Annotated in this window: 28 protein-coding genes; 9 read left to right on the forward strand and 19 right to left on the reverse strand. The window is 66.9% G+C overall.

Annotation, left to right across the window (positions count from 1 at the left end; all coding sequences use genetic code 11):
- The 5 genes from J8I35_RS33375 to J8I35_RS33395 form a co-directional block, all read right to left on the reverse strand.
- The coding region (locus J8I35_RS33375) for a GntR family transcriptional regulator (RefSeq protein WP_124475946.1) at positions 1-155 on the reverse strand (155 nt) is incomplete at its 3' end.
- A 361-nt stretch (positions 156-516) separates the two neighbouring features.
- Positions 517-765, reverse strand: coding sequence for a hypothetical protein (locus tag J8I35_RS33380; RefSeq protein ID WP_050014018.1), 249 nt, complete (start codon positions 763-765; stop codon positions 517-519).
- A gap of 35 nt (positions 766-800) precedes the next feature.
- The gene (locus tag J8I35_RS33385) at positions 801-1,256 is read right to left on the reverse strand and encodes a DUF1269 domain-containing protein (protein WP_209929308.1); all 456 of its coding nucleotides are present in this window, start codon (positions 1,254-1,256) and stop codon (positions 801-803) included.
- Between the two features lie 87 nt (positions 1,257-1,343).
- Positions 1,344-1,796, reverse strand: a complete 453-nt coding sequence (locus tag J8I35_RS33390) for a phosphate-starvation-inducible PsiE family protein (RefSeq protein WP_050014020.1) — start codon at positions 1,794-1,796, stop codon at positions 1,344-1,346.
- Entirely contained in the window at positions 1,793-2,170 is a 378-nt protein-coding gene (locus J8I35_RS33395) for a LysR family transcriptional regulator (protein WP_124593752.1), read from the reverse strand. Before J8I35_RS33395 ends, J8I35_RS33390 begins: the two co-directional genes overlap by 4 nt.
- 414 nt (positions 2,171-2,584) lie before the next feature.
- Between J8I35_RS33395 and J8I35_RS33400 the strand changes: the two genes are divergently transcribed.
- From J8I35_RS33400 to J8I35_RS33420, 5 genes are all read left to right on the forward strand, one after another.
- Positions 2,585-3,664, forward strand: coding sequence for a Dyp-type peroxidase (locus tag J8I35_RS33400; protein ID WP_209929309.1), 1,080 nt, complete (start codon positions 2,585-2,587; stop codon positions 3,662-3,664).
- A complete protein-coding gene (locus tag J8I35_RS33405) occupies positions 3,657-4,472 on the forward strand; it encodes a family 1 encapsulin nanocompartment shell protein (protein WP_209929310.1) in 816 nt (271 codons plus the stop codon). The genes J8I35_RS33400 and J8I35_RS33405 overlap by 8 nt, the downstream gene beginning before the upstream one ends.
- Before the next feature lie 93 nt (positions 4,473-4,565).
- Positions 4,566-4,835 carry a hypothetical protein gene (locus J8I35_RS33410; RefSeq protein WP_050014023.1) on the forward strand — a complete coding sequence of 90 codons (270 nt, stop codon included), beginning with the start codon at positions 4,566-4,568 and terminating at the stop codon, positions 4,833-4,835.
- A gap of 516 nt (positions 4,836-5,351) precedes the next feature.
- Positions 5,352-8,186 (forward strand): AAA family ATPase, encoded by a 2,835-nt coding sequence (locus J8I35_RS33415; protein ID WP_209929311.1) that lies wholly within the window; start codon positions 5,352-5,354, stop codon positions 8,184-8,186.
- 122 nt (positions 8,187-8,308) lie between these two features.
- Positions 8,309-10,588, forward strand: coding sequence for an FdhF/YdeP family oxidoreductase (locus J8I35_RS33420; RefSeq protein WP_124593737.1), 2,280 nt, complete (start codon positions 8,309-8,311; stop codon positions 10,586-10,588).
- 60 nt (positions 10,589-10,648) lie between these two features.
- Here J8I35_RS33420 and J8I35_RS33425 read toward each other — a convergent pair whose 3' ends face one another.
- Positions 10,649-12,070 carry a cytosine permease gene (locus J8I35_RS33425; RefSeq protein WP_089490315.1) on the reverse strand — a complete coding sequence of 474 codons (1,422 nt, stop codon included), beginning with the start codon at positions 12,068-12,070 and terminating at the stop codon, positions 10,649-10,651.
- A 393-nt stretch (positions 12,071-12,463) separates the two neighbouring features.
- Here J8I35_RS33425 and J8I35_RS33430 point away from each other — a divergent pair, with 393 nt between their 5' ends.
- On the forward strand, positions 12,464-13,387 hold the full coding sequence (locus J8I35_RS33430; protein WP_124557616.1) for a LysR substrate-binding domain-containing protein: 924 nt from the start codon (positions 12,464-12,466) through the stop codon (positions 13,385-13,387).
- Positions 13,388-13,453: 66 nt separating this feature from the next.
- Here J8I35_RS33430 and argE read toward each other — a convergent pair whose 3' ends face one another.
- From argE to J8I35_RS33470, 8 genes are all read right to left on the reverse strand, one after another.
- A complete protein-coding gene (gene argE, locus J8I35_RS33435) occupies positions 13,454-14,617 on the reverse strand; it encodes an acetylornithine deacetylase (protein WP_209929312.1) in 1,164 nt (387 codons plus the stop codon).
- Positions 14,610-15,287 (reverse strand): DUF1028 domain-containing protein, encoded by a 678-nt coding sequence (locus J8I35_RS33440; RefSeq protein WP_050014028.1) that lies wholly within the window; start codon positions 15,285-15,287, stop codon positions 14,610-14,612. The genes argE and J8I35_RS33440 overlap by 8 nt, the downstream gene beginning before the upstream one ends.
- Positions 15,284-15,733, reverse strand: a complete 450-nt coding sequence (locus J8I35_RS33445) for a RidA family protein (protein WP_050014029.1) — start codon at positions 15,731-15,733, stop codon at positions 15,284-15,286. Before J8I35_RS33445 ends, J8I35_RS33440 begins: the two co-directional genes overlap by 4 nt.
- Positions 15,734-15,802: 69 nt before the next feature.
- Positions 15,803-17,125 carry an NAD(P)/FAD-dependent oxidoreductase gene (locus J8I35_RS33450; protein ID WP_209929313.1) on the reverse strand — a complete coding sequence of 441 codons (1,323 nt, stop codon included), beginning with the start codon at positions 17,123-17,125 and terminating at the stop codon, positions 15,803-15,805.
- Positions 17,126-17,311: 186 nt separating this feature from the next.
- Positions 17,312-17,758 carry a hypothetical protein gene (locus J8I35_RS33455; RefSeq protein ID WP_050014031.1) on the reverse strand — a complete coding sequence of 149 codons (447 nt, stop codon included), beginning with the start codon at positions 17,756-17,758 and terminating at the stop codon, positions 17,312-17,314.
- A 233-nt stretch (positions 17,759-17,991) separates the two neighbouring features.
- Entirely contained in the window at positions 17,992-18,597 is a 606-nt protein-coding gene (locus J8I35_RS33460; protein ID WP_245170541.1) for a hypothetical protein, read from the reverse strand.
- Between the two features lie 35 nt (positions 18,598-18,632).
- Positions 18,633-18,926 (reverse strand): RebB family R body protein, encoded by a 294-nt coding sequence (locus J8I35_RS33465; protein WP_050014033.1) that lies wholly within the window; start codon positions 18,924-18,926, stop codon positions 18,633-18,635.
- Between the two features lie 114 nt (positions 18,927-19,040).
- Positions 19,041-19,598, reverse strand: a complete 558-nt coding sequence (locus tag J8I35_RS33470) for a sigma-70 family RNA polymerase sigma factor (RefSeq protein ID WP_050014034.1) — start codon at positions 19,596-19,598, stop codon at positions 19,041-19,043.
- 272 nt (positions 19,599-19,870) lie between these two features.
- Here J8I35_RS33470 and J8I35_RS33475 point away from each other — a divergent pair, with 272 nt between their 5' ends.
- Complete coding sequence (locus J8I35_RS33475) at positions 19,871-20,680, forward strand: Crp/Fnr family transcriptional regulator (RefSeq protein ID WP_239469014.1); 810 nt, start codon at positions 19,871-19,873, stop codon at positions 20,678-20,680.
- An 81-nt stretch (positions 20,681-20,761) separates the two neighbouring features.
- Here the strand turns inward: J8I35_RS33475 and J8I35_RS33480 are convergent, their stop codons facing one another.
- From J8I35_RS33480 to J8I35_RS35010, 5 genes are all read right to left on the reverse strand, one after another.
- On the reverse strand, positions 20,762-21,088 hold the full coding sequence (locus J8I35_RS33480) for a RebB family R body protein (RefSeq protein ID WP_209929315.1): 327 nt from the start codon (positions 21,086-21,088) through the stop codon (positions 20,762-20,764).
- A gap of 178 nt (positions 21,089-21,266) precedes the next feature.
- The gene (locus tag J8I35_RS33485; RefSeq protein WP_089490310.1) at positions 21,267-21,641 is read right to left on the reverse strand and encodes a RebB family R body protein; all 375 of its coding nucleotides are present in this window, start codon (positions 21,639-21,641) and stop codon (positions 21,267-21,269) included.
- A 148-nt stretch (positions 21,642-21,789) separates the two neighbouring features.
- Positions 21,790-22,122, reverse strand: a complete 333-nt coding sequence (locus J8I35_RS33490; protein WP_050014037.1) for a RebB family R body protein — start codon at positions 22,120-22,122, stop codon at positions 21,790-21,792.
- Between the two features lie 79 nt (positions 22,123-22,201).
- Positions 22,202-22,831 carry a hypothetical protein gene (locus J8I35_RS33495; RefSeq protein ID WP_209929316.1) on the reverse strand — a complete coding sequence of 210 codons (630 nt, stop codon included), beginning with the start codon at positions 22,829-22,831 and terminating at the stop codon, positions 22,202-22,204.
- 344 nt (positions 22,832-23,175) lie between these two features.
- Positions 23,176-24,231, reverse strand: a complete 1,056-nt coding sequence (locus J8I35_RS35010; RefSeq protein ID WP_348522295.1) for a DUF6396 domain-containing protein — start codon at positions 24,229-24,231, stop codon at positions 23,176-23,178.
- Between the two features lie 392 nt (positions 24,232-24,623).
- On the opposite strand from J8I35_RS35010, the gene J8I35_RS33505 reads away from it, so the two are divergent.
- Together J8I35_RS33505 and trpS are read left to right on the forward strand one after the other, a co-directional pair.
- On the forward strand, positions 24,624-24,779 hold the full coding sequence (locus J8I35_RS33505) for a hypothetical protein (RefSeq protein ID WP_175975294.1): 156 nt from the start codon (positions 24,624-24,626) through the stop codon (positions 24,777-24,779).
- Between the two features lie 209 nt (positions 24,780-24,988).
- Positions 24,989-26,002: a tryptophan--tRNA ligase gene (gene trpS, locus J8I35_RS33510; RefSeq protein ID WP_124593744.1), complete on the forward strand. Its 1,014-nt coding sequence runs from the start codon at positions 24,989-24,991 to the stop codon at positions 26,000-26,002.
- Positions 26,003-26,005 lie beyond the last annotated feature (3 nt).

The raw sequence follows: 26,005 nt of genomic DNA on the forward strand, positions 1-26,005 counted from the left end.
CTTTCCAGCAGCAGATACGCATGCAGCACCGTCGTGATGCTGATCCGGTGCTGCTGGCTCGCCTGCCGCACCGACGGCACACGGTCGCCGTGTCGATATACGCCTTGCCGAATGAGTCGCTCTACGTCGTTCGCAAACTTCTCGTAGAGCTTCATCCGCCTCGCCCCGGCCGCGATGAACCGGCTTGCGCCGCATGGGCGGCACGGCCGCGCCGACGCATGAAGCCGGATAGCGGTCGCCGGGCGCGGGTATCCCGGCTGGAACCTCGTCCGTTATCGAAATTGAAGGCGGATAGCAATGCGAATCTCATCAAGACAAGGTTCGGCATCCTACTGCGTCATTTCGGCGAATGTAAGTGACAGTTTGGCGAGGAAACGTCAAATCAGGCCGGCGTGGTGAACAGATGCGCATGCGACGTCGCGACCGCCGTTCGCCGCGCGCACGTCATGATGTCCCGAGGATGGCGGAGCGGCCGGCGGTGTTGCGAAGCCCGGCCATGCGGGGGCCCGCTCGCCCTCACGCGTCGTCGACGTTGTCCGCGTAGTGGTCAATCGCGACCTTGCACTCGTCGAACACCACAGTCAGCAGCGCGACGTCGTTCGACTCGAGCCACTTGCGGATCTGCAGGAACTGGCTCGTGCCGAGATCGGCGAGGCGGCCCGGATCGTCGGTCGTCACGTCGACGCTCGCGATCGCGCGGTTGCCGGGCAGCGGCGACAGCGTCGCCGCGATGTCGAAGCGGCGGTACGATCGATCGATACGCATGCGGTTCTCCCGACTCGGTTCGAAAAGGGGCGGGCTCAGTCGAGCGTCTGGCGAAACACCTTGCCGCCGAATCCCGTGACGACGTTGTCGACCGAGAACGGCGTGTCCTCCTTCGCTTCGAAAATGACCGCGACGCTGCCGGGCACGAGCCGCGCCGCGACCGTCTCGACGAACGTGCCGTCGAGCAGCGCGTTGCCGGCCGCTTGCGCGAGAATGCCGGCGCCCGCGCCGGCCGCCATGCCGGTCACCACGCCGAGCGGTCCGGCCAGCAGGCCGAGCAAGCCGCCCGCGATCGCGCCGATCACGCCGCCCCTGAACGGCCGCGATTCGGCGTCGAGCACCGCGAGCTTGCCGTTCGCGTCCTTCTCGACGACGACGCCATTCTCGATATGGAATCCTTCGTTCTTCTCCGACAGCGCATCGAAATCGTTCGCGGCCCGGCGGGCCGTGTCGACGCTGCCGAATACGGCGACGATCAATTGCCTGGTCATGCGACACCTCGCGTGTTGGGATGAGAATGAGGCCGCCGCACGTCGCACGGCGCGCCGGGGTTCGCTTCGAATGCCGCCCGGGCCGCGTTACTTGCGCACATGCACGTCGTCCTCGACATCGTCGACGTCCGCCGGAAAGCGATGCTGGCCGAAGCTCAGGATCAGCACGCCGACCGCGAGCAGCACGATCCCGAAAGTCGTCATCAGCATCCGCTCGGGGCTGTCGGTCGCGCCGCGCAGGATCAGGTCGCGCGCGAGCGACGTCATCGCGATGAACAGCGGAAACCGCACCGGCAGCCGGCCGAGCCGCAGGTAGCGCAGGTCCATCGCGAGCACTTCCAGATACAGGAACATCAGCAGCAGGTCCGTCAGCGACACTTCGCCCGCGAGCACGACCTTCCACGCCTCCTGCGTCATCGCGAACGCGGTCGCCAGCCCGATCACGACCAGCCCGGCCAGCTCGGCCGCGTGAAGGAAATGGCCGAAGCGGCGACGAATGCGCTCGGCGGTCGTATCGGCGGATGCAGTGGAAATATTCAACGCGTTGTCCGGTGCAGTGTCGTCGGTGCCGCGATCGATGCGCCATCGCTGCGGCGGGGGGTGTCGGGAAACGGAAAGCCTGCGACGGGCGGACGGGAGACCGTTGCGCACGCACCGGTTCCGATCGCGCCGGTCGCCTGCGCGACCGCGGACAGCGTGCGCCGGCAACACGCATGAAACGCGACGCCTGCCTCGGTGCACACGACGTCGTCGCCCGAGCGGTCCAGCAGCAAGCGGCAACCGAGATAGCGTTCGAGGCCATCGAGCCGCGCACTCACCTGCGCGACGTCGAGCTTCAGATCGGACGCCGCGCCGGACAGCCCGCCGTGCTCGACGATTGCACCGAAAATACGCATCGCTTCCAAAAGGTTCATCATGATGGTCGTCGTCGGGCGGAGCGGAACCTAATCTACTGCACGCGACACGCACGCTCAAGAGCACAGCGCCGCGCGCGCCAGGAGTACAGCTGCGCGGGCGCCGCACAAAACCGGGCCCTGTTTGATCCATTCGAATGACAGATCATCGATACGTGTTCCAAAGACCCGTCGAAGCTGCTAGATTGCAGGCTCGACGCCGTTACGCGGTGCGGACAGCTCACGCGCCGGGCGAACGCGCGGCCGCCACGTCCGCCTCCCCTTCGCGCCGGGGGCCGGCCGCCGCCGCTGCGGCCCGTTGCGCGATGCCCGCGCAACGTCCTTCATCCGCACGTCACAAAGAGAACCGTCGCATGACACAGTTCAACCGTTCGCGTTCGCGCGCCGCGGCTGCCGCGGCCCGTCCGTCCCGACATGACTGACCGGCAGGCCGCGATGCAGACTACCCCTCCCCCGCTCTCCCAGACCGTCCACAGCCCGATCACGCGCAGCGCGATCTTTCTCGTGGCGACGATCAATCCCGGCGCCGATCGCGCCGACACGATCCGTTCATGGTGCGGCGACATCGCCGCGCTCGTGCGCTCGGTCGGCAAGCGCGTGCCGGGCGGCAACCTCACGTGCGTCTGCGGCTTCGGCTCCGACGCATGGGATGCGCTGTTCGGCGAGCCGCGCCCCGCGTCGCTGCATCCGTTCCGCGAATTCGGCGCCGGCCAGCGCGTCGCAGTGGCGACGCCCGGCGACATCCTGCTGCACATCCGCGCGGAAGCGATGGACCTGTGCTTCGAATTGGCGACGCAATTGCTCAATGCGCTCGGCGACGCGGTCACGGTCGTCGACGAGGTGCACGGCTTCCGCAATTTCGACCAGCGCGCGATGATCGGCTTCGTCGACGGCACCGAAAATCCGGAAGGCCGCGAAGCGGTCGACTTCACGGTGATCGGCGACGAAGACGCCGAATTCGCGGGCGGCAGCTACGTGCTCGTGCAGAAGTACCTGCACGACATGGCCGGCTGGAACGCGCTCGCGGTCGAGACGCAGGAGCGCATCATCGGCCGCACCAAGCTGTCCGACATCGAGCTCGCGCCGGACGTGAAGCCGTCGTGCTCGCACAGCTCGCTGACCACGCTCGACGAGGGCGGCCAGGAAGTGAAGATCCTGCGCGACAACATGCCGTTCGGGCGTCCGGGCGCCGGCGAATTCGGCACCTATTTCATCGGCTATGCGCGCTCGCCGGCGCCGATCGAGCAGATGCTCGAGAACATGTTCGTCGGCCGCCCGCCCGGCAACTACGACCGCCTGCTCGACTACAGCCGCGCGGTCACCGGCTCGCTGTTCTTCGTGCCGTCGGCCGACCTGCTCGAAGCGCTCGCCGACCGCCCCGCGCCGGCCGCCGAAGCCGCCCAACCGGAATCCACGCCGTCCGCGCCTGCCGCACCGCGGCGCGACGGCTCGCTGAACATCGGCTCGCTGAAAGGAACCCCGACCTATGAATAACCTGCATCGCGAACTCGCCCCGATCTCGTCGTCCGCCTGGGAACAAATCGAGGAGGAAGTGGCGCGCACCTTCAAACGATCGGTGGCCGGCCGCCGCGTCGTCGACGTCGAGGGGCCCGCAGGCTCCGAGCTGTCGGCCGTCGGCACCGGGCACCTGCTCGACGTGGCCGCGCCGCGCGAACTCGTGAACGCGCGGCTGCGCGAAGTACGCGCGATCGTCGAGCTGACGGTGCCGTTCGAGCTGAGCCGCGACGCGATCGACAGCGTCGAGCGCGGCGCGCGCGACGCCGACTGGCAGCCGGCGAAGGAAGCCGCGCAACGGCTCGCGTTCGCCGAAGACAGCGCGATCTTCGACGGCTACCGCGCGGCCGGCATCATCGGCATCCGCGAAGGCACGTCGAACCGCCGGCTCACGCTGCCGGCGGACGTCGGCGCGTACCCGGACGCGATCAGCGACGCGCTGGAAGCGCTGCGCCTCGCCGGCGTCGACGGTCCGTACTCGGTCGTGCTCGGGTCGGACGCGTACACCGCGCTCAGCGAAGCGCGCGACCAGGGCTATCCGGTCCTCGGTCATATCAAACGCATCGTCAGCGGCGAGATCATCTGGGCGCCGGCGATCAGCGGCGGCTGCGTGCTGTCCACGCGCGGCGGCGATTACGAGCTGCACCTCGGGGAAGACCTGTCGATCGGCTACACGAGCCACACCGACAAGGGCGTCCGCCTGTACCTGCGCGAAACGTTCACGTTCCTGATGTTGACGAGCGAGGCATCGGTGGCCGTGGCGCCGCAGGGTAACGCGGCCGCCTGAGCGCGGTTGCCGGCGCGCGATGTCCGCCCGGGCGTCGCGCGCCGCCGGCCACGGGTTCGTCGCCGCTCCAGCCCATCTTGCATGGAGGATTTCATGAGCGAATCGAATGATGCATTACAGGCGCTGCAGGCGTCGGTCGCGACCCTGAAACAGACGGTCGACGCGAATGCCAGCCGCCAGGCCGGCGACACCGCCGTGCTGTTTACCGTCGTGTCGCTGATGCTGGCCGAGCTGCCGCCCGACACGCGCAACCTGATCGAGGATTCGTTCTCCGTCTGGGCCAATGGTCTGCAGAATGCGGCACTGTCGGCCGACGTCAAGCAGATCGCGCGGCAACGGCTCGCGATGACACTCTCCGACTGATCGTGGTGCACCGCGGTTGCGCGATGGCCGGCGCGTGCGGTGTCACCCGCCTTCGCCTTCCCCGGCCGCACCGCGCGTCTCGGCTGCGGTGCACGCATGGCCGGACGCCACCGGTTCGCGCTCGCGCGTCGCGTCCCGTCTGGCCCCCGTTCGGCCGCTGCCGGCGCACTGCGCGCCGATGTCGCACCGCGCGTCGTTCGGGCGCCGCCCTTTCCCGCGCCTTCCACCGCAAGCCGTACGCGCCGCACACGCCCGCGCCGCCGCCCGCTTGCGCGTCTGTACTCCTTGCCGCCCCGGCCCGCGTCCATGTGAGGGTGCAATTCACGGCCGGTCCGGCATGGAACTGTGTCTTGGACGGGCCGCGTCGATTCGTTATTTTGAACGCAGTCGAAGCGATGCCGTGGGCTCCTTGCGGCACTCGCGCTTCCCGCCCCGACCGCGATCGGGACGCGCGAGCGCCGCACCGCATCGGGCGTCACGCTTCGACCCACCTTCACCGACAGGAGCCAGACCACCATGCCCGCACTTTGCGATATCTGCCACGCGCGGCCGGCCGTTGCACGCGCCACCGTGATGCAGGACGGCGAGCGCAAGACGATCTCGATCTGCGATTACCACTTCCGCCAGCTGATGCGGCATCAGAGCATGCTGAATCCGTTCGATTCGCTGCTCGGCGGTGGTGGACCGTCGTCGCTGTTCGGCGGGCTCGGCGACGAATCGCCGCTCGCCGCCGAGATTCCGCGCGAATCGGTCGATCCGACCGACGCGTTCAGCGAACAGACGCTCGAACTGCTGCAGCGCGCGGCCGAGAAGGCGCACGAGCTGCGCCGCAGCGAGCTCGATTCCGAACACCTGCTGTACGCGCTCGCGGACACCGACGTATGTGCCGCGCTGCTGAAGGAACTGAAGCTGTCGCCGGAGGACATCAAGACGTACATCGACGCGCACGCGCACACCGGCACGGCCGCTCCCGACGCGCCGCTCGACAAGCTGTCGATCTCGCCGCGCGTGAAGAAGGCCGTGCAGTACGCGTTTCAGGCGTCGCGCGATCTCGGCCACTCGTACATCGGCCCCGAGCACTTGTTGATCGGGCTCGCATCGGTGCCTGACAGCGTCGCCGGCACGCTGCTGAAGAAATACGGCGTGACGCCCGAGGCGCTGCGCCAGAAGGTGGTGAAGGTGGTCGGCAAGGGCGCCGAGGACGGCCGCGTCGATGCGCCGACCGGCACGCCGAACCTCGACAAGTTCGGCCGCGACCTCACCGCGATCGCGCGCCAGGGCAAGCTCGATCCGGTGCTGGGCCGCGCGCAGGAAATCGAGAGCACGATCGAGGTGCTCGCGCGCCGCAAGAAGAACAATCCGGTGCTGATCGGCGAGCCGGGCGTCGGCAAGACCGCGATCGTCGAGGGGCTCGCGCAGCGGATCGTCAACGGCGACGTGCCCGAAGTGCTGCGCGACAAGCGGCTCGTCGAGGTCAACATCAACTCGATGGTGGCCGGCGCGAAGTATCGCGGCGAATTCGAGGAACGCGCGAAACAGCTGATCGACGAAGTGACCGCGAAGCAGGACGAACTGATCCTGTTCATCGACGAGCTGCACACGATCGTCGGCGCGGGCCAGGGCGGCGGCGAAGGCGGCCTCGACATCGCGAACGTGCTGAAGCCCGCGCTCGCGCGCGGCGAGCTGAGCCTGATCGGCGCGACGACGCTCAACGAATACCAGAAGTACATCGAGAAGGACGCCGCGCTCGAACGCCGCTTCCAGCCCGTGTTCGTGCCGGAGCCGAGCGTCGAGCAGACGATCGTGATCCTGCGCGGGCTGCGCGACAGTCTCGAGGCGCACCACCAGGTGACGTTCGCCGACGACGCGTTCGTCGCGGCCGCCGAGTTCGCCGACCGCTATATCACGTCGCGCTTCCTGCCCGACAAGGCGATCGACCTGATCGACCAGGCCGCCGCGCGCGTGCGGATCGGCGCGACGTCGCGCCCGGTCGACATTCAGGAAGGCGAAGCGCAGATCGCGCAACTGAAGCGCGAGCAGGACTACGCGACGTCGCGCAAGCGCTTCGACGAAGCGAAGCAATTCGAAGAGCAGATCAGCGCGAAGCAGAAGGCCGTCGACGAGATGATGGAGGCGTGGCAGCGCAAGACCGGTTCGGAGACGCTCGAGGTGACCGTTGAATCGGTGGCCGAGGTCGTGTCGCGGCTGACCGGCATCCCCGTGTCCGAACTCACGCAGGAAGAGCGCCAGAAGCTGCTGAAGATGGAGGAGCAGTTGCGCGAGCGCGTGGTCGGCCAGGCCGATGCGGTGGTCGCCGTCAGCGATGCGGTACGGCTGTCGCGCGCGGGGCTCGGCCAGACGCACCGGCCGATCGCGACGTTCCTGTTCCTCGGGCCGACGGGCGTCGGCAAGACCGAGCTCGCGAAGGCGCTGGCCGAGACCGTATTCGGCGACGAGCAGGCGATCATCCGCATCGACATGTCGGAATACATGGAACGCCACGCGGTCGCGCGTCTGATCGGCGCGCCGCCCGGCTACGTCGGCTACGACGAAGGCGGCCAGCTCACCGAGCGCGTGCGGCGTCGCCCGTACAGCGTGATCCTGCTCGACGAGATCGAGAAGGCGCATCCGGACGTCTACAACGTGCTGCTGCAGGTGTTCGACGACGGGCGTCTCACCGACGGCAAGGGTCGCGTGGTCGATTTCAGCAACACGATCATCATCGCGACCAGCAACCTCGGCGCGGCGATCATCATGGACAACCTCACGCAGCCGGAAGCCGCGCGCAAGACCGACAAGGCGATCCGCGAGGAACTGATGCAGGTGCTGAAGGGGCATTTCCGGCCCGAGTTCCTGAACCGGATCGACGAGGTGATCGTCTTCCACGCGCTGTCGAAGGACGACATCCGCGCGATCGTGCAGATCCAGCTCGATCGCGTGGTGCGCACCGCCGCCGCGCAGGACATCACGCTCGTGATGGGCGATTCGCTCGTCGCACACCTGACCGAAGCCGGCTACCAGCCTGAATTCGGCGCGCGCGAGCTGAAGCGCCAGATCCGGCAGACCATCGAGACGCGGCTCGCGAAGGAAATCCTCGCCGATCGGCTGAAGTCCGGCGACAAGTGCGAGGTCGACTACGACAAGGACAGCAACGAAGTGAAGTTCAACAAGCTCGCCGCGCCTGAAGCGAAGGAGGCGAAGCAGGACGCCGGCGGCAAGGCCAAACCGACCGGCAAGGCCGCCAACGCAGCAGCGGACGCGAAGGCGGACGACACGCGTGCCGACGCCCCGCCGCCCGCCGCGAAGCCGTCGGGCAAGAAGTCGTCCGGCGCGAAGAAGGACGCGCACTAAAACAACGCATGCCCCACCACCCGGGGCACGCATGACCGGCTCCGTCCGCGGACGGAGCCGCCCCACGCCGCGACACGGCGCAACCGAGCCACCCGCATCGGGCCCGGCTATTGGAGATTCACATGACAAATCGACGCGAAGTGCCAGGCATCAGGAAATACGACGGGCCCGCCGGCGGTTGGGGCGCGCTTCGCGCGACAGCCGATGCGGTGCGCACGCAAATGGAAACCATCGAGGCGCCGATCGTGCTGATGCGGACCAACCAGCCCGACGGCTTCGACTGCCCCGGCTGCGCGTGGCCGGACAAGGAGCACAAGTCGACGTTCCAGTTCTGCGAGAACGGCGCGAAGGCCGTTACGTGGGAAGCGACGACCAAGCGCGTAACGCCGGAGTTCTTCGCGGCGAACACCGTGTCGTCGCTGCTGCGCATGTCGGACTACGAACTGGAGAACATGGGCCGGCTCACGCATCCGCTCGTCTACGACCGCGCAACCGACACGTTCCGCGCGATCGAATGGGACGACGCGTTCGCGCGCATCGGCGAAGTGCTGCGCGCGCTGCCGCCCGAGCAGGTCGAGTTCTACACGTCGGGCCGCGCGTCGAACGAAGCCGCGTACCTGTACCAGCTGTTCGCGCGCGAGCTCGGCACCAACAACTTCCCCGACTGCTCGAACATGTGCCACGAGCCGACCAGCGTCGGCCTGCCGCAGTCGATCGGCATCGGCAAGGGCACCGTGTCGCTCGAGGATTTCGACCACTGCGAGCTGATCATCTCGATCGGCCACAACCCCGGCACGAACCATCCGCGGATGATGGGCACGCTGCACGAGTGTTCGCGCCGCAACGTGCCGATCATCGTGTTCAACCCGCTGCGCGAACGCGCGCTCGAACGCTTCGCCGATCCGCAGGACATGATCGAGATGGCGTCGTTCGGCTCGACGCGGATCGCGTCGACGTACTACCAGGTCGACGCGGGCGGCGACGCGGCCGCGCTGAAAGGCATCATGAAGGCGCTGCTGAAGCTCGAGGCCGAGCGCGGCGACGTGCTCGACCGCGATTTCATCGCGCAGCACACCGACGGCTTCGACGCGTTCTCGGCCGATCTCGAAGCCACGTCGTGGGACGACATCGAACGCGCGAGCGGCCTCGCCCAGGCGCAGCTCGAAGAGGTCGCGCTCGCGTACGCGAAGTCGAACGCGACGATCGTCACGTACGGGATGGGCGTCACGCAGCACAACAAGGGCACGGCCACCGTGCGCCTGATCGCCGACCTGCTGCTGATGCGCGGCAACATCGGCAAGCCCGGCGCCGGCGTGTGCCCGCTGCGCGGCCATTCGAACGTGCAGGGCAACCGCACGGTCGGCATCACCGAGAAGCCGTCGGCCGAATTCCTGAAGAAGATCGAGGACGTGTGCGGCTTCACGCCGCCCGCGAAACACGGGCACGATGCGGTGCAAGCGATGCAGGCGATGATCGACGGCACCGCGAAGGCGCTGCTGTGCCTCGGCGGCAACTTCGCGGTCGCGCTGCCCGATCCGGAGCTGTCGTTCCCGGCGATGGCGAAGCTCGACCTGAGCGTGCATCTCGGCACGAAGCTGAACCGTTCGCACCTGCTGGTCGGCAAGGAAACCTTCATCCTGCCGGTGCTCGGCCGCACCGAGCTCGACATGCAGGCCACCGGCCGGCAATCGATCACCGTCGAGGATTCGATGTCGATGGTCCATGCGTCGGCCGGCAAGCTGAAGCCGGCGTCGGACCAGTTGCGCTCGGAGCCCGCGATCGTCGCCGGCATCGCGCATGCGACGCTGCCGAACAGCAAGGTCGCGTGGCTCGACCTGATCGCCGACTACGACCGCATCCGCGACCTGATCGACAAGACGGTAGCCGGCTTCGACGCGTTCAACGAGCGGATCCGCACGCCGGGCGGCTTCCGCCTGCCGCTGCCGCCCACCGAGCGCGTGTGGCCGACGCCGACCGGCAAGGCGATGTTCTCGGTCTACAAGGGCGTGAAGGAGGACGCGGACGCGCTCGGCGCCGAGCAGGTGCTGCGGCTGATCACGCTGCGCAGCCACGATCAGTACAACACGACGATCTACGGGCTCGACGACCGCTATCGCGGCGTGTTCGGCCGGCGCGACGTGCTGTTCATGAACGCGGCCGATCTCGACAAGTACGGGCTCGAACACGGCGACCTCGTCGACATCGAGACGGTCACGGCGTCGGGCCGCACACTGCGCCTCGAGAAGATCACCGCGATCGAGTACGACATCGCGCCGGGCTCGGTCGGCGCGTACTACCCGGAAGCGAACGTGCTCGTGCCGCTCGACTACATCGACAAGGAAAGCGGTACGCCGTCGTACAAGTCGGTGCCGGTGCGCGTCGCGCGCTCGGCGGTGGCCTGATCCGCGGGCGGGCAAGGGTCGCGGCACACGCCGCGCCCGTGCCCGCCTGCCGCCCTGCGCTTATCGCACCGCCGTCGGCGGCAGGTGCGCGCCGCCCTGCCGGCGCCGATACGCGCTGTCGCGCGTCGCGAGCCAGTAGTACAGCGGCGACGTCAGCAGCAGGCCGACGAGCCACGACAGATCCGCGCCGCCCAGATGCGCGGGAATCGGGCCCGCATACATCGGCGTGTTCATGAACGGAATCTGCACCACGATGCCGATCGCATACGCGAGCAGCGCCTGCGGATTGAAGCGGCCGTAGATTCCGCCGTCCGCCATGAAGATCGACTGGATGTCGTACTTGCCCTTGTGGATCACGTAGAAGTCGATCAGGTTGATCGCCGTCCACGGCACCAGCACGACCAGCAGCGCGAGCACGAGATCGACGAGGTTGCCGACGAAGTTCGTCGACGCGCCGATCGCCGCGTAGCAGCATGCGACGAAGATCACGACCGACACCACCGCGCGCGCCTTCGCGGTCGGAATCCACTTGTACGCGAACGTCTGCACCGACGTGATCACCGCGAGCACCGCGCCGTACAGGTTCAGCGCGTTGTGGCTGATCACGCTCAGCAGGAACAGCACGAGCATCAGCGGGCCGAGCGGGCCCGTCGCCTGCTTGACCGCGTCCATCGTGTCCGCGCCGGCCGGCACCGCGAGCACGGCCACCGCGCCGAAGATGAACGCGAGCGTCGAGCCGATCGTGCAGCCGAGGTAGGTCGCCCAGAACGTCGATGCGACGCCGACGTCCTCCGGCAGATAGCGCGAATAGTCCGACACGTATGGCGCGAACGCGATCTGCCACAGCGCCGACAGCGATACCGTCGCGAGCCAGCCCGCGAAGTCGAAGCCGCCGCGCGTCAGGAAATCGGCGGTGTTCACGTGCGACAGGATCATCCAGAAGCCGACGGCGATGCCGATGCCGAGCACCCACGTGCCGATCCGGTTCAGGATATGGATGAACCGGTAGCCGACGATCCCGATCAGCCCGGAGCCCACCGCGCCGATCACGATGCCGACGGGCACCGGCACCGACGACGCGATGCCGTGCACCGACTTGCCGGCGAGCACGATGTTCGACGCGAAGAAGCCGACGTACATCACGGCCGCGATCACCGTGACGAGCAGCGCACCCCACGAGCCGAACTGCGCGCGGCTCTGGATCATCTGCGGGATGCCCATCTGCGGGCCCTGCGCCGAATGCAGCGCCATCAGCACGCCGCCGACCGCCTGGCCGACGACGATCGCGACGATCCCCCACATCAGGTTCAGGTGGAACATCTGCACGCCGAGCGCGCCGGTCACGATCGGCAGCGGCGCGATGTTGCCGCCGAACCAGAGCGTGAACAAGTCGCGCACCTTGCCGTGGCGTTCGGCGGGCGGCACATAGCCGATCGTGTGCTTCTCTATCATCGGGGACGCATTGCGTTCCGCGTTCGTCATGGTGAAGTCTCCAGTCCTGCGCGGCAATGCGCGCGTGCCGTTCACGCCGGCGCGCGTCGGGGTGCGCGCCGGCCATCGGTCCGGATGCGCGGGCGACGCAGCACCGCGTGCATGCGCGGCGGCGCCGAACGAAGCGGCGCGTGCGCGGCAAGCAGGGACGGATGACATGTCCCGCCGGCGCGCACGCGGCCCCGTCGCGATCCAGGTTGGAGACGATGGTGCGCCACGTGCATCGCGACCGGAAAATACTAAAAATATTTCCGCGACATACGAAAAAGCTCTGCAGCGGAAATTTCGGCGCCGATCGACTTCAGGTAAGGTGCCAGGGTCTGTTTCCCCATGGAACGCGCACGCGCCCGCGGCGGCACGCCGGGGCGGGCATCAGAGGTGCTTGTGGCTCACTACACATTGCGGCAACTGAAGTACTTCATCACGACGGTCGAATCCGGCAGCGTCGCCGAGGCATCGCGTCAGCTCTTTATCGCGCAGCCGTCGATTTCCAGCGCGATCAAGGGGCTCGAAGAGAGCTTCGGCGTAAAGCTGTTCATTCGCCATCACGCGCAGGGCGTGTCGCTGACGCCGAGCGGCACGCGCTTCTACCGGAAAGCGCAGGAACTGCTGCGCATCGCGCACGAGTTCGAACAGAACGCGCTCGCCGACAACGACGTGATCGCCGGGCAGATCGACATCGGCTGTTTCGAGACGGTCGCGCCGCTCTATCTGCCGCAACTGATCGCGGGTTTTCGCGAGCGCTACCCGGGCGTGAACATCCGGCTGCGCGACGGCGACCAGCAGGAACTCGTGCAGGGGCTGACGTCCGGCACGTTCGATCTCGCGCTGATGTACGACCACGATCTCGACGGCACGATCGAAACCGAGCCGCTGATGCCGCCGCAGCAGCCGTACGTGCTGCTGCCCGAAAACCACCGGTTCGCGAGCCAGACGCACGTGTCGCTGCGCGACCTGTGCGTCGAGCCGATGATCCTGCTCGACGTGCAGCCGAGCCGCACGTATTTCGTCAGTCTGTTTCACGAACTCGGGCTGACGCCGAACATCGTGTTCGGCTCGCCGTCGATCGAGATGGTGCGCGGGATGGTCGGCCAGGGCTTCGGGTTCTCGCTGCTCGTCACGCGCCCGCATTCCGACTATACGTACGACGGCCAGCGTGTCGTGACGATATCCCTCAGCGAAACGGTCAGCCCGTCCGGGCTCGTGAGCGCGCGGCTGAAGCGCGGGCAGCTCACGAAGCAGGCGCAGTCGTTCGTCGATTTCTGCCGCGAGCGGCTTGCGCAGATCGTCGCGGAAGCGGCGCGATGAGATCGCGATAGAGAACAAAAAAACGCACGCGCCGCCCGGTGCGGAGCGTGCGTGTCGGTGGCCAGCTCAGTCGGCTGAAGAAAGATACGCGGCCAGACGACCGAGCATCGCGTCGCATCCGTGCAGTTGTTCGAGCGTGACGAACTCGTCGGGCTTGTGCCCCTGGTCCATGCTGCCGGGACCGCACACGACGGTCGGAATACCGGCCTGCCCGAACAGCCCGCCCTCGGTGCCGAACGCCACCGTGCCGAACGCGTCGGACCCGCTCAGCCACGCGATCAGCCGCGCGGCCTCGCCGTCCGGCGCGGTCGCCAGCCCCGGATACGCGCCGAGCGGTTTCAGTTGAATGTCGGTATCGGGCTGCACCGCGCGCATCCGCGGCAACAGTTCGGATTCCGCATAGTCCTGCAGCTTTCTCGGCACGTCGTGCGCATCGAAATCCGGCAGCGCGCGCACCTCGAAATCGAACTCGCATTCGGCCGGCACGATGTTCAGCGCGCGGCCACCCTTGATCAAGCCCGTCTGCACGGTCGAGAACGGCGGATCGAAGCGGCTGTCGTGCCGCTCGGGGCGTGCGAGCGCCGCGCCGATCTCGCCGAGCCGGCCGATCAGCTTCGCCGCATAGTCGATCGCGTTGACGCCCGACGGCGCGTAAGCCGAGTGACACGCGGCGCCCTTCACGTGGCAGCGCATCGCGAGCTTGCCCTTGTGACCGAGCACCGGCTTCAGTTCGGTCGGCTCGCCGATCACGCACAGCCGCGGACGATGTGCGCGCGCGGCCAGTTGTTCGAGCATCGGCCGCACGCCGACGCAACCGACTTCCTCGTCGTACGAGAACGCGAGATGCACGGGCACGCTCAGCGGCCGCGCGACGAACGCCGGCACGGCCGCGAGCACCGATGCGATGAAGCCCTTCATGTCGGCCGTGCCGCGACCGTACAGGCGGCCGTCGCGCTCGGTCAGCCGGAACGGCTCGACCGTCCATGCCTGCCCGTCGACCGGCACCACGTCGGTATGGCCCGACAGCGCGACGCCGCCGCGATCGCGCGGGCCGATCGTCGCGTACAGGCTCGCCTTCGTGCGTTCCGCGTTATAGAACAGTTCGCTTTCCACACCGAAACCCGCGAGATAGTTGCGGATGAAACCGATCATCTCGAGGTTCGAGTCGCGGCTGACCGTCGCGAAGCCGATCAGCCGTTGGAGCAGCGCGCGGCTCGACGGATCACTCATCGCCCGGTACTCCGTAACTCGGTGCGGCGGTCGGATTCAGCGCGCGCGTCTGGTAGTCCTGCATCTGCGGCCGATATGCGCGCCACAGCGCATCGAGTTGCCCGATCGGATCGGTATCGGCCCAGTCGACGCGCAGGTCGACGATCGGCCAGGTCACGTCGCCGGCCACCTTCAGCGCGGCCGAATGCACGGGTCCGGCCTCGCCGCCGGCCGTCATCGCCGCGTGCATCGCGGCCAGCAGGCGATCGGCGAGCAGCCCGGGCGCGTGCTCGAAGGCCCGCACCATCGCATCGATCACGGCCGGCGCGGCCAGCAAATTGCCGGCCGCCACGCATTGCTCGCCCTGCACCGCGCGATGCGTGCCGAGCGCCTCCTTGCCGGTGAAGCATGCGGTCTGCCCCTGCCCGTCGATCGCCGTGACCTGCCGGTACTGGCTCCAGCCGTTGGCGCTCAATGCCCGGTCGAGCGCCGCGGCCGGCGCGAGCTGGTCGTGCTCGATCAGGTCGAGAATCTGCGGCCCAAGCGCCGGCAGCGTGATGTTCTGCGTCGCGACGGCGCCGACGCCCGCACGCACCCACGGGCAGCGCGCGCCCACCGCGATGCTCGACGAGCTGATCGCGATCCCGAGCTGCCCCGTCTCCGGGCAGCGTCCGACGATGGAGAACGTCATGTCGCCTCCCGTGCGCGGTTCGGCTGCCAGTTGTCGGGAATCACCGCGATCACGTCGATCTCCATCAGCCACTGCGGCTGACCGAGCGCGGAAACGACGAGCCCCGTCGAGATCGGGTAGACGCCCTTCAGCCACTTGCCGACTTCCTGGTACACGGGTTCGCGATAACGCGGATCGATCAGGTAGGTCGTCGTCTTCACGATATGCGTGATGTCGCTGCCGGCTTCCTCGAGCAACTGCTTGACGTTCTTCATCGCCTGCTCGGCCTGTGCACGCGGGTCGCCGAGGCCGATCAGGTTGCCGTCGAAATCGGTGCCGACCTGGCCGCGCACGTAGACGGTGTTGCCGGCCCGCACGGCCTGGCACAGGTCGTTGTCGAGCGTCTGGTTCGGGTAGGTATCCTTCGTGTTGAACATGCGGATACGCGTATGGGTAGGCTGGCTCATCGAGGTCCTTCGAGTGTCGGTGTGGTCGCCCGCCGCGCGGGAAGCGGTCGCGGCGGGGTCGTCAGGTCGTCAGTTCGCCGCTTCGGCGAGCGGGCGCGCGTCGGGCTGCGCCGCTTGGGCGGCCGCGCGGTGCTGCGCCGCGTCGTGGTATGCGAGGTACTTGCGCTGCGTGACGATGTGATCGGCGATGTGCTTCGCGTCGTGCCACACGCCCCAGATGAAGCTGGAGCCGCGCCGCGACAGCCACGGCAGCCCGAGGAAATAGATGCCCGGCTCCTTCGACACGCCGCGCTGGTGCTGCGGCTTGCCGTTCGGCGCGAACGCGTCGACGTTCAGCCAGCCGTAGTCGACCGCATAGCCGGTCGCCCAGACGATCGACGTGACGCCCGCGCCGGCGAGATCGAGCGATAGGATCGGATGCGCGACGCAGTCGGGATCCGGCAGGATGCGTCGCGCGGCCGGTTCTTCCGGCAGGTCGAGGCCGTTGCGCGCCGCATACGCGTCGGCCGCGTCGAGCAGCGACAGGTAGTTCTCGTCACCGCGCGCGAGATGGGTCGCGAGATCGGGTTCGAACACGGCCACGCCGCCGTCGAACGACTTCGTCAACCCGACCAGCGTCACGCCCTGATTCGCGAGCGCGCGGAAATCGACCGTATGGCCGCCGCGCGCGCCGCTCACCGCGATCGTCACGTGTTCGCGGCCGGGCGTCGCGACTTCCTTGTCCCATTCGCCGAGCACGCCAAGCCACCAGCAGAAGTCGCGGCCGCGATACGCACGCGGCGGACGGTCGTGCGGCCCGACCGACAGGTAAACCTGCCGGCCCGCGCGCCGCAGCTCATCGGCGATCTGCACGCCCGACGAACCGGCGCCGACCACCAGCACCGCGCCCGCCGCGAGCTGGCCCGGGTTGCGATAGTCGGCGGAATGGATCTGCACGACGCGCGCGTCGTCCGGCGCGATCGGCGGAATCACCGGGCGCTGGAACGGGCCCGTCGCGACCACCACGCGGTTCGCCTCGATCGTGCCGTCGGACGTCTCGACGACGAAGCCCGGCTTGCCCGTGTTGCGCACGACATGCTTCACTTCGACGCCGGTGCGGATCGGCGCGTCGAACTTGCGCGCATACGCTTCGAAGTAGTTCGCGACCTGGTCCTTCGTGGCGAACGCATCGGGATCGAGCCCGTCGAATTCGAGGCCGGGGAAACGGTCGTGCCACGCGGGGCCGTTCGCGACCAGCGAATCCCAGCGCCCGGTGCGCCAGCGTTCGGCGATGCGGTCACGCTCCAGCACGAGATGGGGCACGCCCAGCTTGCCCAGGTGCTCGCTCATCGCCACGCCGGCCTGCCCGGCGCCGACGACGAGCGTATCGATCGAGGTTGTTTCGACTGCCACGGCTGTCTCCTTCGGAAGTGCGGCTCATGCGACGCTTGTGTCGCCGCGTGAGCTGGAATGGAGACATTCTGCTGACAGGCCGCGTGGCGCGAAACGAGGTTTTTTGTTGGCGTTGACGAACAAAAAGCTGGGACGGGGCCGGCGCCCGCGCGCATCGCGGGCACCGGTTTCGACGGATCGTGCCGGCTACACGTTGGTCCACGCGGCGGTGCCCTTCTGATACTGCATCACGCCGCCGTCGAGCCGCACCCGCAGGTTGCCGTCGGGCACCTGCACCCAATTGGTCATGCCGAGGCTCATCATCAGCGCGACGAAGAAATCCTGCACCTCCGGCGACACGTTGGCCTGCCAGACGTCGATGCGCCCGAGGCACGCACGCATGTTGCCGCTCTGCTGCATGATCGTCTCGACCTGTCCGGCGACATCCGCCGCCGTGTCGTAGACCTTCGTGCCGCCGTCGCCGACGATCGACAGATGGATGCCGCGCACCAACGTCGGCTGGCCCGGCGTCTGCTCGACGAGCGCGATGCAGCTCGTCATCGCGCCGAAATCGATTTCCGTCGCATCGCCCCATTTGCGCTCGCCAACCCGCAGCGGCGCGGCACCGTGTGCGTTCTGAATGATGTAAGACATGGGTTCCTCACATGATTGGACTGGACTGCCGGTAGCAGGCGCGACGCGTTCGACCACGAACGTGCATCGCGCCCGCCGCTCACATCCCGCATCGGGCCTGACGGCCCGGCGGGTCGTGTCGATGGAGACTGTTTCGCCCGCTGCACGCGTGGCCCGCGATTGCGCCGCGGTTCTCGACGCATGATCGCCCGCGACGTTCCTATCGACGCCGCGCCCGACGTGCGTGACGTGTCTCAGGTGCCCTTCTTGTCGAGCAGCGCCTGATACTTCTGCAGGCTCTCGTCGATCCGGTCGAGCGCGACGCTCGCGGCCTCCCCTTCGATCGCCTCCGCGGCGCCCGCGACGACCGCCGCGGTCGCGACGAACAGGTCCGTCAACAGCAGGCCCACCGCATCCATCGCCATGCCTTTCACGTCCTCGTCGATGGTCTTCTGCGCGAGATCCTTCATCAGCACGCTCTTGCCCGCGATCGCCAGCGACGTCGACGCCTCGAAGTAGTTGGCCGCCGCCTGCGCGACCATGCCGCCGGCCTGCGTGATCATCATGTTCGGGCCGACGGATATCTGCGTCGTCGCGTAGGACGCCGCCTCCGCGTTGATCGCCTGCACCGTCTTCAACGCCGATGGGGCGGCACCGGTCGTCCCCGCGATCTGGTCCGGCGCCTTCAGCGCGTCGGTGAACCTGCGCAACCGGTTGACCGGCCACGCGCGCTTGCGGGCTGTCGACGTCGCGTCGTGCGGCGTGACTTCGTCCCGCGCCGCAGCTTCGGCCGCGGCGTCCGCGACGTCGTCCGGTGCTTGCGTCGCGCCTTCTCCGCGTCCATCCAAAAGACCTTTCATGTTCATGGTTCAGGTGTCCCGATAGTCGTCGTGTCCTAGTGCGTGGAGCCCGTCGGCGACCCGCCCGCCGCGGGCAGCGACGCGCCGCCCGATGCCGGCTTCGGCGATGCCTCGACGGACAGGATCATCGCCACGGCCTTCGACACGACGGCGTTCGAAATCTGGTTCAACGCCGCCTGCTGCTGGGTCATGTTCTGCGCCGAGATGCCGACGGCCTGGCTGAACATCTGGTAAAGCATTCCCAGCGCCTGGGCCGGCGAGCCCGCGACGACGTTGACGTTGGTCTGCGTCAGCGCATCGGTAATCTGCTCATTGACTTTGTCTGCCACGAGGCCTCCTCGGATCTCGGCTCCGGCATGCGATTGAAGGAACGGGCGGGCCGGCAGGCCATCGACCCCGCGCATGCCGTTAGGAACGCTGCGTGCCGGCATTCGTGAACGCGCTCACGCGAGTTCCTCGCGCAACTTCTTGCGCAGCAGCTCGACGCGCTTTCTGGCCAGCGGCTCGTTGATCCCGAGCGTCGCGGCGATGTGGAAATACGGCCGGTCCTCCTCGAACTTCAGCGTGAACAGCATCTGCTGCTGCGGCGAGAGCACCGACAGCGCCTGTTCGAGACGCAGCAGCTGTTGCCGCAGCAGCAGTTGCTGCTCGACCGACGGCGCGTGGCCGGCCAGCTCGACGGCGTGATCGTCGTCCCACGCCGGGTCGAATTCGAGCATGCCGCTTTCGCGCAGGCGGCGGCGCGCGCCATCGAGGAACGCGTGGTTCAGCACCAGGAAGAGAAACCCGGCCAGGTTCTGAACGCGCCCGGGCGAACGCTGCAGGTAAATGTGGACCTTGAGGGCGGTGTCGGACAGCAGTTCGTCGGCGCGGTGAATATCGCCCTTGCACAACAGGCGCGCGCGGCGCCGCAATTTCCCCTGCATTTCGCGCCACGTGCGATCGAGCTGCTGCGCCGGAGACTCGGGCGCGGCGGCAGCGTGCTGGTTCGAGGTTGTCATCCCGTGTCTTCCTTTTCTTTGGAAAACACAGAATCGATTCGATCCCGGGAATGGCGCTGTTACCCGCGTAACACCGCTATAACGATAATCGGAACCGGTAAATTTTCTTGATTATTGTGAACAGAAACATTAATCCCCCGGCATACTCCGATCCGTCGTTTCAGGTGCGTCGCCCGGCCTGAATTACGGCATTGCGATGAAAGAAAACGACTGCCGTCGCGCAGCGTTCGCGAGCCGGCACAAGGCAGTCCACGTCGCGCAGCCATGCGCCGTTGTCGCCGACGTGCCGCCATATCGGGACGGCCCGCCGATTATCCCGATATTTTCGTTATGCATTCTTCACGCCATGCCGAAGGCAGCGTTTTTCGCTAGGTGGCCGCATCGTCAAACAACCTCGCGCGGAAAACATGCCTGCCCTTGCCCACGCTCCAACGTTGCGCAACATACCGATACTCGCCGGTCTCCCGGAAAGTCTGATCGTCCATATCGAGCGGCATGCCACGCCCTGGCCCGAACACGGCAATCGCCTGTTGTTCTTCAAGGGCGATCCGGGGGATTTCGTCGCGTTCGTGCATCGCGGCCGCGTCTACAAGACGCTGCACGAACCTGGGGGGCGCGAGATCATTCTCGGCCACTCGATGCCCGGCGAACTCATCGGCGAAAACACGCTGATTCGCGCACACCGGCGCAACTTCACCGCCCAGTTGAGCCCCGACTGCCGCATTTCGGTGTTGCATCGCCAGTACTTCACGCCGCTGCTGGCGAACGCGGAATTCATGGGACGCATCCATGAGCAGCTGTGCCGGCATATCCAGCAGTTGAGCGATTTCGTCGAATCGGCATGCCTGTACCGCGTCGAAGCCCGGCTCGCGCGCCATCTGCTGAACCGCATGCAAGGGGACGGTCTCGAGGTGCCGCTGCCGGAGAACCAGAGCATCCTCGCGGCGATGCTCAACGTCAGCCGGCCGCGACTGAACAGCAGCCTGCAGAAGATGCAGCGCGACGGCCTGATCCGGCTGCACGAGCATGGTGTGACGATCGAGAAACCGGAGCAGCTCCGGACGATCGTCGATGCCAATTGAAGGCCGGCACGCCCGTGAGCCGGGCGGTGCCGTCGGCGGACGAAAGCCGCCTGCGCGGGTGGGGGCCGCGCGTCGCGCAGGTCAGCCGCGCCAGTGGCCGATGGCGTTCATCAACTGCGCGACCGCGGCCAGTTGCGACGCAACGCTGTCGTTCGCCGAGCGCGCCGCGCCAGCCGCAGCTGCCGCCGGCGACCCGGCATTGAGCTGCATGACGCCGACGGTCGTCGCGGCAAGGTTGGACATCGCCTGGTTCGCCTGCATCTGCACGGCGTTGTGCAGCAGGATCGCGGACGCATGACTGTTCGACTGCATGAGCGTGCCCAAGGCCACGGCGGGCGCTTCGCCCACCACCTTGACGTTGGCTTGCGTGACCGCGTCGGTCATCGCGGGAGAAACCTGTTCCGGCATGTCGTTGCTCCTGGTTGGCTCGCGGCCGCGGCGCTGTCACGGCGAAAGCATGAATAGGTCGGTCGGCGCCGATACGCGGCACCGGGGGCCCGCTTGCGCGGGCGGGTCGACACGGCGTCCGACGCCGGGCGGCAGCGCCCGATGGGAGCCACCGCCCGGCGTCCGCGCCAGTGACGCGTCAGGCCAGCGCCTTGCCGAGCGCGAGCACGTCGGCCAGCACGGACAGCACGCCGTTCGAGCCGATTTCCGTCGCGGACGCGCCGGCGCTCGCCGGCCCGAGCGTGTACAGCTGCATCGTGCCAACGTTCGTCGAGGTCGGCAGTTGCACCGCGGCCTGCGACTGCTGCTGCACCGCGTTCTCGAACAACACGCTCAGCGAATGGCTCTGGGCCTGGTACAGCGAGCCCGTTGCCATCGCAGGCGCTTCGCCGACCACCTTGACGTTGGTCTGCGTGACCGCGTCGGTGATCGCGGCGTTGACCGCGCATGTCGTGCAGTTGCAGGGGTCTTTCGGGTCCTTCTCGTCTTTCGGGTCGTCTACACCGATAGGCATCGTATTTCTCCTGATTTGCGAACGGGCGCCGCATCGAATCGGCGCTGCCCGTTCTGTCGATTGCTCCGGAACACCACGCGGCACGGCGGCGGCATCGGCGGCTCGCACCGCTTGCGCCGCCGCTCAACCACGGCGTTGCGATCGTGCGTCAGCCCTTGACTGCCTTCCCGATCGCGATCACGTCGGCCAGAATGGAAATGATCCCGTTCGCGCCGATTTCCGTGGCGGCCGCGCCCGCGCTTTCCGGCCCGATCGTGTAGAGCTGCATCGTCCCCACGTTCGTCGACGTTTGCGACTGGATCGCGGCCTGCGACTGCTGCTGCACCGCGTTCTCGAACAGGATGCTGAGCGAATGGCTCTGGGCCTGGTACAGCGAGCCCATCGCCATTGCCGGCGCTTCCGCGACCACCTTGACGTTGACCTGTGTGACCGCATCGGTAATCGCGGGATTGACCTGGCACACTTGACACGTTTCAGCCATTTGTTGCTCCTTGGTTCACGTAGTTGAGAGGTCGCACATCGAGCCGGCCGGTTCCGCTGTCGGCCGAATGACCCGCGTGCTAATCCATGGACGCTGGGCCGCGCGTATCGTGAACGGCAGCGGTGGGTTCGGTGGGTTCGACCGGGCCGGCGACGATGCTGCGCAACCGGTCCTCCATCGCGTCGAGCCTGACGGCGAGCCCTTCGGCGAGCGCATCGCCGTATTGCCGGAAGCATGTTTCGATTTCCTGGCGGATCAGGCCCGTCAGTTGTTCGCCGATCATCGCCAGCGCCTCGCGGGTGCTGTCCTGGATCTCGGCTGCGCCGGATGCCTGCGCGTCGCCGGCCGGCTCGTGCGCGTCGAGTACGCCCGATACTTTCCGTTGCTCCGACGCCAGCATGCCGAGCGTCGTCTCGTTCTGCGTGTCGATCGTCTGCAGGATGCCGCGCATCTTCTCGTACGCCTTTTGCTGGTTGAGCTGCAGAAAATGCTTGATCTGTTGGCGCGCCTCTTGCCGGGTTTTGAACTGCGGCAAGGGCGCGTTCGCGGTGCGCGCCTGCGTGGCCGGGCCGGCAGCGGGCGCCGACGCGTTTCCTTGCCGGCCCGACAGCCGCTCCAGCAGCGCCTGTTCGTCGGCGGGCTCGAGAGGCCGTCCGAGTCGCTTCTCCGCGAGCTGCCGCAGCAGCGGGTCGAGTGCTTCGTTGCTCATGGCTCACACCTCCTCGAGGTTCACGCGCGACACGGGTACGTGCGGTTCGGGGTTGGATGGACGCCGCGCCACGGCGGCTTGGTCGGCGTGCTGCAACGGATATCGCATGGGGTTCTCCGGGAAAGGGATGTGCGACGGCCTTGCCGGAAATTCGGCAGGACTGCTGCAAGGACGAACCGTGCGAGGGAGATGTGAAGTTGGGCGGCACCGCGCGAGGGCGGCGGGTGTCAGGTGAGCGGGCAACCACCGACAGGGGCGGCCGTCGTTCCCATCTGCGGAGGAACGGCGACCTGCGGCTTCTCCGGCAGCGTCTGGCCACCGGGCACATGTGCGCCGCCCGTACGCTACGACACGGGATGCGGCGCGGGTTTGACCGGCGACACCGGCACGAAAGTCACTGCTTTCGCCGCGTCGATCAACGTCTCCTTGTTCCCGTCCCACTTGGGCAGCTTGGCGGGCGGCAGCGGCACGACCTTGTCCAGATTCGGCAGACGCAGGTCGGGGTCTCGGTCGAGGCGATCGGCCAGGACACTGTAGCGCTCGGCACGGGCCCGATCCTTCACATTGCCGACCACGGGATCGCCATCGTCGAACGCACCGAACAGATAGGCCGCACTTTGGGCATTGCCGAATTTCACGCCTTCATGCAGCGTCTTGAGCGCGCGTTCGTTGTTCTCGCTCAATTCGGCTCGATCGCCCGCGATCGTCGTTCCCAATTCATATGCAGCAAGTCCGTTGCCTTGCGCGACCGCACATTCAAGCATCCGCAGGGCGATCTTGCGGTTGCCCCAGAAGCCCGCCTTCGGGTCGTCATAGAGCGCATCCATCTTGCCGCCCAGATACGCCATCGAACTCGGACTGCCCATATCGGCGGCCAGTTGCCAGAATGCGTAGGCGCGGCTGGCATCCTGCTTCACGCCCATTCCGTCCATGTGATACGTGCCCATCAGATCATAGGCGGCCGGAATACCCAGCTTCATCGCCTGTTCGGTGATCTGAATCGCATGTTCCGAATCACGCTCCACGCCCTGCCCCTGCGCGTACGCATTCGCCAGATTCAGCATGGCCTTCCAGTGCTTGCGCTCGGCCGCTTTCGTCCACAAATCGACAGCGCCCTTGTAATCGCGCTCGTTCGGCCACAACAGCGAACTGGTCAGCGCCATGGCCTGCCGATTCCAGCGATCGGCGTCTGGATCGACAGGAGGAACCACGGCAGCTTCATGCCTGCACTCAAATGCCCCGCGATGCGGATTGAAGGCAGTCAGCGACATGTTCCGCGGAAGCGTGTCGCCCTTCGAACAGGCTGTACCCGTGAAGATCAGGAAAACAGAAACCAATTGCGTGAAGCCAATGCGGCTGGCAGCAGTTGAACGTAATTGATTTCGCACGATGTCGAACACCCACGTAAGAAAAGGGAACACATTGTCGCGCGCATATTATGGTGTGAGCGCACGAGATCAGAAGATCCCTCCGGTTTTTCCGAGCGATTTCATTGGCCACCGGCATTCGCACCCAGCCGGGAAGCACCCGGGCCTCGGCCCGTAGAATGGACGCGACGCCATCCATTCCGACCATTGCCCTACAATCCTTGACCATGCATACCGCCCCGAACTGGTAGCATGCGCATCGCTTCGCACGAGACGTGCGTTTCAGAATATACGATCGAACCCTTTTTGAGATTCCTGACACCCTGCCCACGGGAAGTCTCGTTGACCCATTCCCGCAACACCCCGGCTCGCCTCGCGCGACCCGTTGCAGTAACCGTTGGAGTGGCGCACCCGCGCCTGCAAGCATGAAGAAATCGAAGCAGCCCACCCATCCCCCTCGCGACAAGGACCGCACGCCGCTCGTACGCGCCGGTGCGTGGCTGCTGATGGCCGGCCTGCTGTATCTGTTGTGGCCGTCCGCCGAAACCGCGTACCTCGCGATGGAGTCGGTGATCCGCTGACGCGCACGTCCGCCCGCGCACTACGCTATACTGCCGCGATGGAAACGAAACCCGCCTCGCCGATCGTGCATTGCTGGTGGCGCGCCTGACCCAGGCGGCCCGTTTCCTTTTGCATGTCCCAAACGTGATGCCGCCAGCGATGGCGGCATTTGCGTTTCTGCGATGACATCATGGCTGGCAGCTTCGATAACCCGGAGCCAACGACGACCATGACACACCCCACCCGCCCGACCATCCTCACTGGCGACCGCACGACCGGCCCGCTGCATCTCGGCCACTACATCGGCTCGCTGCGCGCGCGCGTGCAGATGCAGCACGACGCGACGCAATTCCTGCTGCTCGCCGATACGCAGGCGCTGACCGACAACATGGGCCGCCGCCAGCGCGTCACCGAGAACGTGATCGAGGTCGCGCTCGACTATCTCGCCGTCGGCATCGATCCGGCGATCTCGACGATCGTCGTGCAGTCGCAGGTGCCCGAGCTTGCAGAACTGTCGCAATACCTGCTCAACCTCGTCACGGTCGCGCGCCTCGAACGCAATCCGACCATCAAGGAAGAAATTCGCCTGCGCGGCTTCGAGCGCGACATCCCGGCCGGCTTCCTGACCTACCCGGTGAGCCAGGCGGCCGACATCACCGCGTTCAAGGCGACGCACGTGCCGGTCGGCGACGATCAGTTGCCGATGATCGAGCAGACCAACGAACTCGTGCGCCGCTTCAACGCGACCGTCGATAAGCCGGTGCTGGTCGAATGCGAGGCCGTGCTGTCGTCGGTCACGCGGCTGCCGGGCATCGACGGCAAGGCGAAGATGAGCAAGTCGCTCGGCAACGCGATCACGCTCGGCTCGACGCCGGACGAGATCGCGCAGGCCGTGAAGGACATGTATACGGACCCGAACCACCTGCGCGTGAGCGACCCCGGCCAGATCGAGGGCAACGTCGTGTTCACGTTCCTCGATGCGTTCGAGCCAGACGTGGCGAAGGTCGACGAGTTGAAGGCCCACTATCGCCGCGGCGGCCTCGGCGACAGCGTCGTCAAGCGCGTGCTGAACGAGCGGCTGCAGGCGCTGATCGAGCCGATCCGCGCGCGCCGCCGCGAGTTCGAAGCGGACAAGGCCGAAGTGATGGCGATCCTGAAGCGCGGCACGCTGCATGCGCGGGAAGTGGCGGGGGCGACGCTCGCGGAGGTGAAGGGGGCGATGGGGCTGACGTATTTCGATTGAGCG

It is taken from the genome of Burkholderia sp. CpTa8-5, assembly GCF_017815045.1.
GTDB lineage: Bacteria > Pseudomonadota > Gammaproteobacteria > Burkholderiales > Burkholderiaceae > Burkholderia > Burkholderia sola.

What these genes read in the sequence shown, in the direction of transcription:
- J8I35_RS33380 (WP_050014018.1), bottom strand. Translation starts at nt 765, where the DNA reads ATGCGTATCGATCGATCGTACCGCCGCTTCGACATCGCGGCGACGCTG.
- J8I35_RS33385 (WP_209929308.1), bottom strand. Translation starts at nt 1,256, where the DNA reads ATGACCAGGCAATTGATCGTCGCCGTATTCGGCAGCGTCGACACGGCC.
- J8I35_RS33395 (WP_124593752.1), bottom strand. Translation starts at nt 2,170, where the DNA reads ATGAACCTTTTGGAAGCGATGCGTATTTTCGGTGCAATCGTCGAGCAC.
- J8I35_RS33400 (WP_209929309.1), top strand. Translation starts at nt 2,585, where the DNA reads ATGACTGACCGGCAGGCCGCGATGCAGACTACCCCTCCCCCGCTCTCC.
- J8I35_RS33405 (WP_209929310.1), top strand. Translation starts at nt 3,657, where the DNA reads ATGAATAACCTGCATCGCGAACTCGCCCCGATCTCGTCGTCCGCCTGG.
- J8I35_RS33410 (WP_050014023.1), top strand. Translation starts at nt 4,566, where the DNA reads ATGAGCGAATCGAATGATGCATTACAGGCGCTGCAGGCGTCGGTCGCG.
- J8I35_RS33415 (WP_209929311.1), top strand. Translation starts at nt 5,352, where the DNA reads ATGCCCGCACTTTGCGATATCTGCCACGCGCGGCCGGCCGTTGCACGC.
- J8I35_RS33420 (WP_124593737.1), top strand. Translation starts at nt 8,309, where the DNA reads ATGACAAATCGACGCGAAGTGCCAGGCATCAGGAAATACGACGGGCCC.
- J8I35_RS33425 (WP_089490315.1), bottom strand. Translation starts at nt 12,070, where the DNA reads ATGACGAACGCGGAACGCAATGCGTCCCCGATGATAGAGAAGCACACG.
- argE (WP_209929312.1), bottom strand. Translation starts at nt 14,617, where the DNA reads ATGAGTGATCCGTCGAGCCGCGCGCTGCTCCAACGGCTGATCGGCTTC.
- J8I35_RS33440 (WP_050014028.1), bottom strand. Translation starts at nt 15,287, where the DNA reads ATGACGTTCTCCATCGTCGGACGCTGCCCGGAGACGGGGCAGCTCGGG.
- J8I35_RS33445 (WP_050014029.1), bottom strand. Translation starts at nt 15,733, where the DNA reads ATGAGCCAGCCTACCCATACGCGTATCCGCATGTTCAACACGAAGGAT.
- J8I35_RS33455 (WP_050014031.1), bottom strand. Translation starts at nt 17,758, where the DNA reads ATGTCTTACATCATTCAGAACGCACACGGTGCCGCGCCGCTGCGGGTT.
- J8I35_RS33460 (WP_245170541.1), bottom strand. Translation starts at nt 18,597, where the DNA reads ATGAAAGGTCTTTTGGATGGACGCGGAGAAGGCGCGACGCAAGCACCG.
- J8I35_RS33470 (WP_050014034.1), bottom strand. Translation starts at nt 19,598, where the DNA reads ATGACAACCTCGAACCAGCACGCTGCCGCCGCGCCCGAGTCTCCGGCG.
- J8I35_RS33480 (WP_209929315.1), bottom strand. Translation starts at nt 21,088, where the DNA reads ATGCCGGAACAGGTTTCTCCCGCGATGACCGACGCGGTCACGCAAGCC.
- J8I35_RS33485 (WP_089490310.1), bottom strand. Translation starts at nt 21,641, where the DNA reads ATGCCTATCGGTGTAGACGACCCGAAAGACGAGAAGGACCCGAAAGAC.
- J8I35_RS33490 (WP_050014037.1), bottom strand. Translation starts at nt 22,122, where the DNA reads ATGGCTGAAACGTGTCAAGTGTGCCAGGTCAATCCCGCGATTACCGAT.
- J8I35_RS33495 (WP_209929316.1), bottom strand. Translation starts at nt 22,831, where the DNA reads ATGAGCAACGAAGCACTCGACCCGCTGCTGCGGCAGCTCGCGGAGAAG.
- J8I35_RS33505 (WP_175975294.1), top strand. Translation starts at nt 24,624, where the DNA reads ATGAAGAAATCGAAGCAGCCCACCCATCCCCCTCGCGACAAGGACCGC.
- trpS (WP_124593744.1), top strand. Translation starts at nt 24,989, where the DNA reads ATGACACACCCCACCCGCCCGACCATCCTCACTGGCGACCGCACGACC.